11 protein-coding genes are annotated in these 13311 nt (G+C 61.1%); 5 read left to right on the forward strand and 6 right to left on the reverse strand.

All coding sequences use genetic code 11. The annotated features are described in order from the left end of the window. Nucleotides 1-15 precede the first annotated feature (15 nt). Nucleotides 16-1458: a M81 family metallopeptidase gene (locus PH552_RS17230; RefSeq protein ID WP_285166193.1), complete on the reverse strand. Its 1443-nt coding sequence runs from the start codon at nt 1456-1458 to the stop codon at nt 16-18. A 7-nt stretch (nt 1459-1465) separates the two neighbouring features. Continuing rightward, nucleotides 1466-2599, reverse strand: a complete 1134-nt coding sequence (locus PH552_RS17235; RefSeq protein ID WP_285166194.1) for an ROK family transcriptional regulator — start codon at nt 2597-2599, stop codon at nt 1466-1468. A 366-nt stretch (nt 2600-2965) separates the two neighbouring features. On the opposite strand from PH552_RS17235, the gene PH552_RS17240 reads away from it, so the two are divergent. Continuing rightward, a complete protein-coding gene (locus PH552_RS17240; RefSeq protein ID WP_285166196.1) occupies nt 2966-4465 on the forward strand; it encodes an MDR family MFS transporter in 1500 nt (499 codons plus the stop codon). Nucleotides 4466-4471: 6 nt separating this feature from the next. Here the strand turns inward: PH552_RS17240 and PH552_RS17245 are convergent, their stop codons facing one another. Continuing rightward, nucleotides 4472-5266, reverse strand: a complete 795-nt coding sequence (locus PH552_RS17245) for a FadR/GntR family transcriptional regulator (protein WP_112342333.1) — start codon at nt 5264-5266, stop codon at nt 4472-4474. A 414-nt stretch (nt 5267-5680) separates the two neighbouring features. Between PH552_RS17245 and PH552_RS17250 the strand changes: the two genes are divergently transcribed. Next, nucleotides 5681-7141, forward strand: coding sequence for a DHA2 family efflux MFS transporter permease subunit (locus PH552_RS17250; protein ID WP_210278914.1), 1461 nt, complete (start codon nt 5681-5683; stop codon nt 7139-7141). A gap of 22 nt (nt 7142-7163) precedes the next feature. On the opposite strand, the gene PH552_RS17255 is transcribed toward PH552_RS17250, so the two are convergent. After that, complete coding sequence (locus PH552_RS17255) at nt 7164-7304, reverse strand: hypothetical protein (RefSeq protein ID WP_162943969.1); 141 nt, start codon at nt 7302-7304, stop codon at nt 7164-7166. 248 nt (nt 7305-7552) lie between these two features. Between PH552_RS17255 and PH552_RS17260 the strand changes: the two genes are divergently transcribed. Both PH552_RS17260 and PH552_RS17265 read left to right on the forward strand, forming a co-directional pair. Continuing rightward, complete coding sequence (locus PH552_RS17260) at nt 7553-8599, forward strand: NAD(P)-dependent alcohol dehydrogenase (protein ID WP_183764028.1); 1047 nt, start codon at nt 7553-7555, stop codon at nt 8597-8599. Between the two features lie 172 nt (nt 8600-8771). Then, on the forward strand, nt 8772-10514 hold the full coding sequence (locus PH552_RS17265) for a cation:proton antiporter domain-containing protein (protein WP_183764031.1): 1743 nt from the start codon (nt 8772-8774) through the stop codon (nt 10512-10514). A 15-nt stretch (nt 10515-10529) separates the two neighbouring features. Here PH552_RS17265 and PH552_RS17270 read toward each other — a convergent pair whose 3' ends face one another. Continuing rightward, nucleotides 10530-11441, reverse strand: a complete 912-nt coding sequence (locus PH552_RS17270; RefSeq protein WP_183764034.1) for an acetamidase/formamidase family protein — start codon at nt 11439-11441, stop codon at nt 10530-10532. 141 nt (nt 11442-11582) lie between these two features. Next, nucleotides 11583-12533 carry a GlxA family transcriptional regulator gene (locus PH552_RS17275; protein ID WP_183764037.1) on the reverse strand — a complete coding sequence of 317 codons (951 nt, stop codon included), beginning with the start codon at nt 12531-12533 and terminating at the stop codon, nt 11583-11585. A gap of 85 nt (nt 12534-12618) precedes the next feature. Between PH552_RS17275 and PH552_RS17280 the strand changes: the two genes are divergently transcribed. After that, on the forward strand, nt 12619-13308 hold the full coding sequence (locus tag PH552_RS17280) for a DJ-1/PfpI family protein (protein WP_183764040.1): 690 nt from the start codon (nt 12619-12621) through the stop codon (nt 13306-13308). Nucleotides 13309-13311: the final 3 nt, after the last annotated feature.

Raw genomic sequence — 13311 nt, forward strand, 5'->3', positions numbered from 1 at the left:
GCTTCCCTAGGCTTTTCAACGAAGGAGGGCGCGCGCCGAAAGAGCCGTTTCGGGTGTGAAGTCGAAATCCTTGTCGAAGGGGTAGGTCGGCTTCTGCTTGCGCAGGCGCGGCAGGCGCTCGACGAACTGGTCGACGACACCGGGCGACAGCGCCATCAGATTCGGATTGGCGATCGGCGCCAGTTCCGGCGAGAGGTAGCCGGATTTGACGACGATGATCTTCGCCTTGTGCGGATCGAGCCCAAGACGGGTGAAGTCGGCAATATTGTGATAGGGACGGCGCTTGGCCGACAGGACGAGGTCTATGCCGCCGATGGAAACCACGGCTTGCATGTCGCTCGCTTCGGTCGTCTCCAGCAGATACTTAACGGTGAAGCGGCCTTTCACCGGCTTGCTGCCTTTCGTGTCGAGTGATGCGCCGACAGAAAGATCGAGCGTGGCGCCGAGGCCGGCGGCGTAGCAGGTTTCTGTCGCCGCCTTGTCGGCAATGCCGGCGAAGATGACGCCTTGCGCTCCCTTGGCAATCAGCTCCGCCAGTACGTCGGCGCGGTCACCGACCCCGCCGCCAGTCGGATTGTCGCCGGATTCCGCCAGAACCACGGGCGCGGTCGTGCTCGCAATCGCTCTTGCGACACATTCCCCGATCGAGCCGGTTTCCGAGCCGAAAACGAAATCTTTGCGTGCATCCCAATAGGCCTGCGCTAGGCGCTTTGCCTCGCGCTCGAGAACGGCGCGGTCCGTGCCGGTCATGATGGCGGCGGCCGTCGCGCGTGGCTCGTCTGCCCAGACATAGCCGACCATCAAAGACGCATCCCAGACGCCGTCGATGGCATCGATACCGGGCAGCATGTCGTAAAGGCCCTTGGCAGGTTGATCGACGGTGCTGGTGCGCTCGCCCGGCAGCACGACGGGGATCGGTGCCCAGAGCAGGATCGGCTTGACGCCGGTCTTCAGGCTTTCCGTCAGCATCCTGACGGCGCGGCGCATGGTTTCCTCGACATCGATATGCGGCGCCGTGCGATAGGTGGAATACATGTCGAGCGCGTCGATGATGCGCTGGGTGACATTGCCGTGCAGGTCGTAGCTCGCCGAGACCATGCAATCGTCGCCGACGACGGCGCGGGCGGCATTGATCCAGTCGCCTTCGGCATCTTCCATGCCCTCGACATACATGGCGCCGTGCATGGCGAGATAGAGCCCATCAAGCGGCAGCAACGCTTTCAGCCTTTCCAGGAATTCCGCCTTGAAGGCCTCGTAGGTGTGGCGCGCGACCGGGCCGCCGGCGATCGCTCTGGCATGAATGGTCGGCAGGAATTCGCCATCGTAATCCTTAAGAAAGGCGAAGTAGGGGGCTGCCGTCAGCTCGGCGCCGCGCAGGATGCGAAAATCCTTCTCTTCGTTCAGGACCGGATTGTAGGTGCTGCATTCGATATGAATGCCTCCGACGGCGATGCGCATGGGAACCTCAATAGGGAGTGGGACCAATCAGGAAATTATGGGCGGCGATGCTGGCAGCGCCCCGCGCCCAGACATCGCCATCGACGCGATGCGTGCGGATCGGCGTCTGGCCGGCATAGCGCGGCAGGACATTGGCTTCGGCTGCCTGCCGCATGACGGTGCCGAGCAGGCCATCGAACCGCCCCTCGACGTGGGTGATCAAGATCAGGCCGGGGTCGTTGAACTGGATCAGATGGGCAATCGCCAGTCCAAGCGCGCTGCCGGCCCGATGCAGAATGCGGATCGCCGCAGCATTGCCGATGGACGCTTCCGTCTCGAGATCATCGAGAGAATGGCAGGCAAGGCCCTCCGCCTTCGCCATTTCCTTGATCGCCTTCAGAGAGGCCACGGTGTCCAGGCAGCCGCGCTTGCCGCAGCGGCAGGGCGAACCGTTGGGTTCTATGGTGCAATGGGCAATCTCGCCGGCGCCGCCATGATTGCCGCGATAGAGTTTTCCGCCGACGAAATGGGCGCAGCCAATGCCGTCGTCGAAGGAAACGACGCTGAAATTCTGCACGTCGCGGGCGCTGCCGAACAGCTTCTCGCTGACGGCGACCGCCTTGGCGTCGTTCTCGATGAAGGTGTCGATGCCGGTCTTCTGCCTGATGATGCCGGCAAGCGGCACGTCCTGCCATCCGAGCAGGGTGGATTTGACGCAATTTGCCTGCTTCTCGTCGACGAAGCCGGAGAGCGCCACGCCGAGACCGGAAAGCTTACGGTCGGCGTCTTCTCGTTCTGCGAGCAGTTTCGGCAGCGTATCGGCGATCATCTCGGCGATGGCATCAGGGTCGCGGGACAATGGCATGGTCTGGCGCGCGATGATATTGCCGTTGAAATCGCTGAGCACCAGGGGTGCCGGATCTTCCAGCAGCGAAATCCCGACGAAGAAGGCGCCCTCCGGATGCAGATCCAAAAGGATCGACGGGCGGCCCTGACCGTAGATGGTTTCCGTCTCCCGGAGGACGCCAAGGGAAATCAGATCGCGCGCAATTCCGCTCATGGCGGCTTTGCTCAAGCCCATGGATGCCGCCAAAACCGTGCGGCTCAAAGGACCTGACTGGCCGATGACCCGCAAGAGCTGCTGCTGGGAAGAGGTGAGCAATTCTGCGCTCCGTTGGAATTTCAGTTGGCACTGCCGCAGATAAGTTCAAAAAATGAACAAAGCTGAAGAAGTTAATTCATTAAGGCGCAATTATGTGATATCGTCAACGGCTGCGGTAGTGCTGTTGGATCCGATGTTCCGAGACTTCAGGCAGCTGCGCCAGTCAAGAAGCAAACGCGCCGGCGTTTAGCCAGTTGACATCGACCGGCATCAATATGCAAAGCTTATTATAACGATTCCGCAGGGCTCCGTCCTCCAATCGTCCTTGTCCCTAGACTTCGATCCCAACAGCTAAGCGCTCGACCATGGCCTTAATCGCGGCCTGTGCGTCTTCGACATCGGGTGCAGCAGTCAGAAAGGAATGCCATGTCCAGCACGGTCGATCGCTCGAGACGCCCGTTGGTCATTGTCTCGATCATGCTCGCGACCTTCATGGTCGCTGTGGAGGCGACAATCGTCGCGACTGCCATGCCGCGTATCGTCGGCCAGCTCGGCGGCTTCACCTATTACAGCTGGGTTTTTTCCGCCTTTCTCCTGGCGCAGTCCACCACGACGGTCATCTATGGTAAGCTCTCCGACATTTTCGGCCGCAAGCCCATGCTCGTCTGCGGCATCCTCATCTTTCTGCTGGGGTCGACGCTTGCAGGCTTTGCCTGGTCGATGGCCTCGCTCATCGTCTTCAGGCTGCTGCAGGGGCTTGGTGCGGGTGCCATTCAGCCCGTAACGATGACGGTCGTGGGCGATCTCTACAAGCTGGAAGAGCGTGCGAAGGTGCAGGGTGCGCTTGCCAGCGTCTGGGCGATCTCCGCTGTCATCGGCCCGCTTGCCGGCGGCATCATTGTCGACAACCTCTCCTGGGCCTGGATCTTCTGGATCAACCTTCCGCTTGGCGTACTCGCCATTGCCGGTTTCATGATCTTTCTGCATGAGTCCATCACGCCGCGCGAAGCAAAGATCGACTATCTCGGCACCATCCTGTTTTCGATATCCATCGTGTCGCTGCTCGTGATCCTGACGGAGACCGATGCGGGCTTTGCCGTTCTCTGTCCCCTTGCGATCGTCTTCGTCGTCTCCGGCGTCCTGTTCCTGCGGCAGGAGCGGCGCGCGCCTGAGCCGATCATCTCGATCGCTCTCTGGAGCCGGCGGCTGATTGCCACCAGCAATGCTGCCACCCTGCTTGCCGGCATGGCGCTCATCGGTCTGACCACGGTCCTGCCGATCTACGTTCAGGGCGTGCTCGGCCGTTCGCCGCTCGAGGCAGGTTTTACGCTCACCATGCTGATCGTCGGCTGGCCACTCGCCGTCATGCTTGCAAGCCGCTTCTTCCGCACCTTCGGTATCCGCACGACCTTGCGCGCCGGCAGTCTGATGTTTCCCTTCGGCTCGCTCTTCCTGCTGTTGCTGACACCGGAAAGCAGTCCGCTGATTGCCGGCATCGGCTCGTTCCTGATGGGTTTCGGCATGGGCCTTATCAGCCTCACCAGCGTGGTGTTGGTGCAGGAAAGCGTCGAATGGTCGATGCGCGGCAGTGCCACCGCATCGATCATCTTCTCACGCAGTCTCGGCAACACGCTTGGCGCAACCGCGCTCGGTGCGATTATGAATATCGGTATCGCGCATTACGGCAGCGGTGAGCTGGCAGCGAAGCTCCACGATATCCTCAACCAGCCGACCGGCCTTTCCGATCTTGTCGGCGATCCCGCAATTCGGGGCGTCTTCAATGCCGCATTGCACTGGAGTTTCTGGGGCGTCGTCATCGTCGCCTTGACGACCTGCGCGACCATTTGGCTTATCCCGGTCACGCGTGACGCTGGTCGCGGATCGTCCGTCCCCAAGACGGATGCCCGGGATGCGATGACTCACTAACCCGCGTCAGAAGCCGTAGTCGCGGGCAAGCCAGGCATCCAGCAGGTTTCTCGATGCCTTGATTGCAGCATCCGTATCCTGCGCGACGATGGCGTCGAGGATGGCCTTATGAAGGGGCAGGGCACGCTTTTGGCCTTCGGCTATGTCTTCCTGGCCGGAAAGAGTGCGGTTGGCGTAGATCCCGACGGCGATCAGGTCGATCAGCTGCGAATAGATCATGTTGTGCGTGGCGGCGAAGATCGCCGTATGGAAGCGCAGATCGGCATCGGCATTGCTATTGACGTCGCCGATGGTGGACGCCATCTCCTCGTAGGCGGAACTGATCGCGGCAATGTCGCTCTCGGTGCGGCGCAGAGCTGCGCGGGCGGTGGCTTCCGGCTCGAGCGCCAGCCGCAAATCCTTGATCGAACGCATGATTTCGACCGATGGGCCGGTTTCGTAGTACCAGACCATGACATCCGTATCGAGGTGATGCCAGTTGGAACGTTCCTTGACGCGTGTGCCGACGCGGGTCTTGATCTCCACCAACCCCTTGCCGGCAAGGCATTTCATCGCTTCGCGAATGACGGTGCGGCTGATGCCGAACTGTTCGACGAGGTCCGGTTCGTTCGGCAGCGTCGTGCCGACAGGATAGTCGCTGCGCACGATACGGCGGCCGAGCTCATGGACGAAATAGCCGAAGACGCCGCGCCGCGGGATCGTACCGTATTTTCGCACAAAGGCGTCGAAGGGCGATTGGGTTACGATCAGTTTTGACTCCGGCGTCGCCGGGGGGATCAATGCGTCGTGGCCATGTTTCATTATGGGGCTCTTGTTCCTTATTGATGCGCCGTTGCGAAGACACTCGTCAGCCTAGACCCATTGGGAGGCTTAAAACCGTGTCTCGGTTAGTTTGGGGCTGTTCCATATTGTTATGACGTTGATCCTGTAGTTCTCCCTGCGGCCTTCTTCCGACGAAAAACCCTAGCATGTCTTGCGCATGCATGCCTACTGGCGGCGGATTGATCGCTCCGTTCACCAACATGAACCTGCCGGCACGCCTCGCATGACGCGTGTTTGGATCGAGAGCGGTCGGCTTGCCGATCAAATTGCGTGCCCTCCGCTTCGCGAAACGTGATCGCCCAATCGATTGATGGGACGATTTCGGCCTATCGTAAACGTTCCCGAACCGATTAAATGCATTCGGGTGCGAGGCGGATTCGGAGTGGCCGACAGATGAATGACATGTCCACGCGTGGGCACAGGGAGGAGCGACAAGAGACCGGGTCCCGGTCGTTGTTGATTGCATTGCTGGTGGCAGGTGCCTTCTTCATGGAAAATCTCGACGGCACCGTCATCGCGACTGCATTGCCGCAGATGGCCGTTTCCTTCGGTGCCCGCCCCGTCGATCTCAATATCGGCATGAGTGCCTATCTGCTGACGCTTGGCGTCTTCATTCCGATCAGCGGCTGGATCAGCGATCGTTTCGGCGCGCGGCTTGTCTTCACGACGGCGGTCGTCGTCTTCACGCTCGCCTCGGTCCTGTGCGGCTTTGCCAATGGTGTCGGCTCCTTCGTCGCCATGCGCATCCTGCAGGGCATCGGCGGGGCGATGATGGTGCCGGTGGGCAGATTGGTCGTTTTGAACAACACGCCGAAGGACAAGCTGATTTCGGCTATCGCAACGATCACCTGGCCGGCGCTGGTGGCGCCGATCCTCGGGCCGCCGCTCGGCGGCTTCATCACCGACCATGCAAGCTGGCGCTGGATCTTCTTCCTCAATCTGCCGCTCGGCATTCTCGCCTTTGTCTTTTCGCTCATGCTCATTCCCGAAACCAAGAGTACGGCGCGTCCGCCTTTCGATTGGATCGGCTTCATCGTCAGCGGCATTGGTCTGGCGAGCCTGATGTATGGGTTGGAGCTGATCGGGCGGCCGGAACCGCTATGGCTGGAGGCCTGGGCCTATGTGCTTGCAGGCTTCGTCCTGCTTGCCGTTGCCGTATTCCATTTTCTCCGGACGGAGCATCCGCTCATCGATCTCTCGGGGCTGAAGCTGCCTACCTTCGCCATCACCATCTCAGGCGGATCGCTGTTCCGCACCGCGATCGGTGCGGTTCCCTTTCTGCTGCCGCTGATGCTACAGGTCGGCTTCGGGCTCAGCGCCTTTCACGCCGGCATGCTGACGCTCGCCGTCTTTGCCGGCAATCTGGCGATGAAGCCGGCAACAACGCCCATCCTGCGCCGCTTCGGCTTCAAGCCGGTCCTGATCGTCAACGGCATCCTCAATGCCATCTTCATCGCGGCCTGTGCGCTGTTTTCGCCTGATACGCCTCTCTGGTTCATCGTGCCGGTGCTGTTCATCGGCGGCATGTGCCGGTCGATGCACTTCACCGCGCTGAATACGATCGCTTTTGCCGATATTCCGCCGCTGCAGATGACAGGCGCCAACACGCTGTTCAGCACGGCCTTTCAGCTGACCATGGGCATGGGCATCGCCGTCGGCGCCATCGGCATCCGCATCGGCCAGGCAATCAGCGCGCCGCTTGGTGCAAGCGGCGTCGTTGCCATCGAATTCCGCTTGGCTTTCGTCATGCTGGGTATCATTGCGCTGCTAGCCGTACTGGACTGCCTGCCGCTGGACCGCAGGGCAGGTGACAATGTCTCGCGCAAGCCGAAAATGGCGAGGAAGGCGGCTTGACGATCATGTCTTTCCGAAGTGGTCAGTGCGGGTATTCGATGATGTTGTAGTGCAGCAATATCACGGGTATCGCCATCAGGATGATCAGAAGCATTGCGAAGCTTGCCGCACGCAGCATCTTCATCCGGCGGGCGCGCTGACCGGTCCAATCATATACTGTCATAATGAGCCCCTCCTTCTCTATTATTAGAAAGGCAAGAAATGGAACTCCAGTCAATATTGGCAATAGGGAGCTAAAGAATAAGGAATTCCTAATATTAATGCTGATGAACTGTTGCCTGCAGGAGGGCGGCGGAAGTTTATCGGCATCGCTTAAAGATCGTTTTGTGACGTCAGCTCACACGATATAACGGACAAAGGTTTCGTCCCTGTGTCAGCGGGGCGTTGGTTGCTTGGAAAGAGGAAGAGGCGATGAGCAAGATGCGTGCCCTAGTTTTGGAGCGTCAGCATGAACTGTCGATCCGCGATATCGATCTGCCGCAGGAGGTCGGGCAAGGCGAGGTGAAGATCAAGATCCATACCGTCGGCGTCTGCGGATCCGACGTGCACTACTATACGCATGGCAAAATCGGCCCCTTCGTCGTCAACGCGCCGATGGTGCTCGGCCATGAAGCAGCGGGCACGGTGGTCGAAGTCGGTGCCGGCGTGACGCATCTGAAAGTCGGCGACCGGGTCTGCATGGAACCCGGCATTCCCGATGCCAATTCGAAGGCTAGCCGCCTCGGCATGTACAATGTCGATCCGGCCGTCACCTTCTGGGCGACACCGCCGATCCATGGCGTTCTCACGCCCTTCGTCGTTCATCCGGCCAACTATACTTTCAGGCTACCCGACAATGTCAGCTTTGCGGAAGGTGCGATGGTCGAGCCCTTCGCGGTGGGCATGCAGGCGGCGACCAAGGCCCGCATCACGCCCGGCGACACCGCTGTCGTGCTCGGTGCCGGTCCGATCGGCATCATGGTTGCGGTCGCAGCACTTGCCGGCGGCTGTGCACGGGCGATCGTTGCCGATCTTGCCCAGCCAAAGCTCGATATCGCCGCTCAGTATCAGGGCGTCATCCCCGTCAACATTCGCGAGAACAACCTGGTGGAAGAGGTCAGCCGGCTCACGGACGGCTGGGGCGCCGATGTCGTCTTCGAATGCTCGGGTTCGCCGAAGGCTTGGGAAACCGTCATGGCACTGCCGCGTCCCGGCGGCGTCATCGTTGCCGTCGGCTTGCCGGTCAATCCGGTCGGCTTCGACGTTTCGACGGCTTCGACCAAGGAAATTCGCATCGAGACGATCTTCCGCTATGCGCATCAGTACGAACGTTCCATCGCGCTGATCGCATCCGGCCGCGTCGATCTGAAGCCGCTGATCTCGGAAACCTTTGTCTTCGAGGATTCCATCAAGGCCTTCGACCGAGCCGTCGAGGCACGGCCTACGGACGTCAAGTTGCAGATCGTTCTGGATCAGTAAGCTTCAGCTGTCACATCGCCTTGCCTTGAGCCTGATACCGGGTTCCGTGTATCGGCAAGGCGATGTTTTTCCTCAGTTGCATACGACCCGGTAGACGGCCCGGCAAAAGCGATGCTAGGTAGCCTTCAACAGAGGGAATAGGCTTTAACGCCGTGAAACGGGAAGGACCGCCGTGCCGCACGACGTTGCATTGATCGCATTGATTGCCGCCGGCTTCGTGTTCGCGGCCATTTTCGGCTATCTGGCCGACAGGCTGCATCTGCCGCCGCTGGTCGGCTATCTGGTGGCCGGTGTCATCATCGGCTCGTCGACACCGGGCTTTGTCGCCGATGTGTCGCTGGCGTCGCAGTTGGCCGAGATCGGCGTCATTCTGCTGATGTTCGGCGTTGGCCTGCACTTCTCCGCCGCCGACCTTCTGGCGGTGCGCGGCGTCGCCATTCCGGGCGCCATCGGACAGATCGCAATCGCGACGGTGCTGGGTGTCGGGTTGACGTCGCTATGGGGCTGGAGCGTCGGCGCCGGCGTGGTCTTCGGTCTCAGCCTTGCCGTTGCCAGTACCGTCGTGCTGTTGAAGGCGCTGGAAGAGCGCAATCTGGTCAGTTCGACCAATGGCCGCGTCGCTGTCGGCTGGCTGATCGTCGAAGATCTGGCCATGGTGCTGGCGCTCGTGCTGCTGCCTGCTTTTGCCGGCGTTCTGGGTGGTCACGTCGATGCGGGCGAACATGCCGCTTCCGGCTCGATCTGGCTGACGATCGGCATGACGCTCCTCAAGGTGGCCGCCTTCGCAGCCGTTGCGATCTTCATCGGGCCGCGCGTGGTGCCTTGGCTTTTGACCTCGGTTGCCCGCACAGGCTCGCGCGAGCTCTTCACGCTGTCGGTTCTGGCGATCGCGCTCGGCATTGCCTTCGGCGCTGCGGAAATCTTCGGCGTGTCGTTTGCGCTGGGTGCCTTCTTTGCCGGCCTCGTGATGAGTGAATCGCATCTCAGCCACAGGGCGGCAGCCGACTCGCTACCGTTGCAGAATGCCTTTTCGGTGCTGTTCTTCGTATCCGTCGGCATGCTTTTCGATCCCTCGGTCCTGATCCGCGAACCGCTGATGATCATCGGCGTACTTGCGCTGATCATGCTGGGCAAGTCGCTGATCGCCTTCGGCGTCGTGCTGTTGCTGCGCTATCCCGCCAGCATCGGCTTTGCCGTTGCGGCAGGTCTGGCACAGATCGGCGAATTCTCCTTCATTCTGGCGGGGCTCGGCGTTTCGCTGGGGTTGCTGACACGGGAAGGGCAGGATCTCATCCTTGCCGGCGCGATCCTGTCGATCACGCTCAATCCATTGGCCTTCTACGCCACGGAGAAGCTGGAAAAGTGGACCTTTGCCCGCTGGCCGTTCCTGGCAAATAAATACGGCATGGCCAAGCAGGACGGCCTGCGTCGTCAACTGACCGCGATCAACAAGCAGCGCGAGGAGCGCGATCGCCAGCATCATCTCGAAATCGAGCAGCTCATCGAAACTTTCCCGATGTTTGCCGAACTTGACGATAACGAGCATGAGGAGCTGCTGCTGCTCTTCCGGCCGCGATCGGCCTCGCCGGGTGACCGCGTCATTCGAACCGGGGATCGCGGCGACAGCATGTTCTTCATCGCCTCCGGTGCGGTCGAGGTACAGCTGGAGGATGACGAGATCCGGCTCGGCGCCGGCTCCTTCTTCGGCGAAATGGCGCTACTGACCGGCGCACGCCGCACGGCCGACGTCGTCGCCGTCGATTTCTGTCAGCTCTTCGTGCTGGACCGCCGTGACTTCAATCTCTTCATGTCGCGTCATCCGCAATTGCGGGCCGCCGTCAGCCGCATGGCGCGCGAGCGGCAGGAGAGCAACGTGTCACGCCAGAGGCGTGACCTGTCGCAGGATGCAGGCTGATATCAGGCCGGCGCTTTATCGACGTTTCAGCCAGTTTTTCGAAACGCGGCAGGCCATGGTATAGGCAGGGTCGAAGACGTTGCCGACATCATAGCGTACCACCTGGCCGAGAAGGTGGCTCGCCGCCGTCTTGTCGAGGCCGTAATCGGAGCCGAGCCAGCGCAGCATTTCGCTGGTGGCATGCTGCAGGGCTTGATCGAGCGGCCGGGCATTGCCGATGGTGAAGATATCCTCCGTCGTCTCGCCGCGTGGCCAGATAATCGTCCTTTTCTTTTCGACGCTGAGGCGCACCGTCACTTCGAACGTGGTTTCGATCCCGGTGCCGACGATCTCGCCGTCGCCTTGCACCGCATGACAATCGCCCAGAAAGAAGAGCGCCCCGGGTGCTGAGACCGGGAACCAGACGGTCGTGCCCGGTCCGAGCAGCCGATAATCCATGTTACCGCCGAATTCGCCGCTGGTGGCGGTCGATATTGCCTGGCCAAGCGATGGTGCGACCCCGAAGCAGCCGATCATCGGAGCGAGCGGCAGCGTAAGGGTTTCGAGACCCGCCACCGGTTCGGCCAATCGTGCCGTGAGATTCTGGCGGTCGATCTGCCAGATCACCTTCTCGCGTGCCGGTAGCGCCCGGACATCCTGTGGATCGACGACATTGGCGGCGACCACGCTGCCGGTGAAGCCCGTATCGCGCGTCGGCACCATTGCGACGATCTCGACCTTGAGAGAATCTCCCGGCTCAGCGCCCTCGACGAAGATCGGGCCGTTCATCGGATTGGGGCCGGATATCTGGCGGACATCATGCTTGTCGTAGCCGGCGGCATCGAGCGTTTCGGTAATAACCGTATCGCCATCGGCAACATGCAAGGCCGGTGGCAGCGAACCGATGATATTGTGATAGGTGTTGGGAATGAAACGATGGGTCGCCATCCTGCTTAAGCCTTGTGTGGATTCCGATCGCTGCAGCCTACGCCGACTTCGAATGTCGGGGAAAGAGCGCAGCGACCATATTTATGCAGAAAGGCCACTTCGCTTGAGGTGCGGGCAAATGTTGGCCGTCGCAGTCAACCCTTAAGCAAAATGGTCGCGAAATGCCTGCGGCGTGGTCCCGAATTTCCGCATGAAATTGCGGCGCATGGTCTCTTCCGATGTGAAGCCGCAGCGCATGCGTACCTGATGCACGCTCAGGCCGTCCTCCAGAAGGCGGCGGGCCGCTTCGATGCGGATTTCCTCGACGGCTCGCGCGGGCGTGCGCCCGGTCGCCTTCAGGTAATGGCGCGAGAAGCTGCGTGCGCTCATATTCGCCTGCTCGGCGAGCGCCGGCAGGGAAAGATCGGTGCGCAGATTGTCCATGATCCAGCCATGCAGACGGTCGAAGCGTTCGCCGCCTTCCTGAAGCTTTAGCGTCGTACTGAATTGCGCCTGACCGCCAGGACGCTTCAGAAAGACGACGAGTTCGCGCGCGACCGAAAGTGCCAGCGTACGGCCAAGGTCTGCCTCGATCAAGGCGAGGGAAAGATCGATGCCGGCGGTGACGCCGGCGGAACTCCAGATCTGCCCGTCCTGGACGAAGATCGGATCGGGCTCGAGCTTCACCTGCGGAAAGCGCCTGGCGAATTCTTCGCAACGGTTCCAATGGGTCGCCGCCCGTCGCCCGTCCAGAAGACCGGCTTCTGCAAGCAGAAAGGCGCCGCTGCAGACGGAAGCTATCCGCCGGGCGCTCACGGCTCGCCGGCGTACCCATTCGATCAGGCCGAGATTGTCGCAAGCTTTATTGACGCCCCAGCCGCCGGCGATGATCAAGGTGTCGAGCGGACCACCGGTATCGTTAAGCGGCGCGGTCACGAGCGCCAGGCCCGAGCTGGTTCGGGTCTGCGTGTGTTCCGCCACCACGACAGCCTCGTAGGGTTTCGGCCGACCGAGCCCGAGCACCGCCTCGTTGGCGCTGGTAAAGACCTGCAGCGGGCCGGTAATGTCAAGCAGCTGGGCGTTGTCAAAAGCGAGAATTTCGATGCGGCGCATGATTGGCAAGAAATGACGGTGGTTTGGCAAATATGCCAGATCGTTGTCGCATAGGTTTGGAAAAATCAATCATCGGAGACATGTCATGACCATTCGCTTCGGCCTGCTTGCCTTTCCAGGCGTCCAGCAACTCGATCTGACCGCACCTTACGAGGTATTCGCCTCCATGGATGATGCCGAGGTGCATCTCATCTGGAAGGATGCGTCGCCTGTCGTTTCGGCGACGAAGCTGGTGTTGCAACCGACGACGACGTTTGCCGAATGCCCGCCGCTCGATGTGATCTGCGTCCCCGGAGGCGTCGGGGTCAATGCACTGCTGGAGGATGAAGCGGTCCTCGGTTTCATCCGGAAGCAGGCAGCCCGAGCCCGCTTCGTGACGTCGGTGTGCACCGGGGCTCTCGTCCTCGGCGCGGCCGGTCTGCTCAAGGGCAAGAAGGCGACGACCCATTGGAATGCGTGCGATTTCCTCGAGAGTTTCGGAGCCATCGCCACGCCGGGGCGCGTCGTGCGGGACGGCAATCTCCTTACGGCGGGCGGCGTGACTGCCGGCATCGATTTCGGACTGACGATCGTTGCCGCCTTGCGTGGCCGGGAGGAAGCCGAAGGCATCCAGTTGTCGCTGGAATATGCGCCGGAGCCGCCGTTTCATTCCGGATTGCCGGAAGAGGCCAGCGCCGAGGTGCTAGCAGGAACCAAGGCGCGCCTTGCCGGCTCGAGGACGGCGCGAGAGGCGATCATGGCTCGCCTTGCGGCCGCCCGACACCAGCCCGGATGAGCA

The sequence above is a fragment of the Rhizobium aureum genome (assembly GCF_030182495.1).
Lineage (GTDB): Bacteria > Pseudomonadota > Alphaproteobacteria > Rhizobiales > Rhizobiaceae > Rhizobium > Rhizobium tropici_C.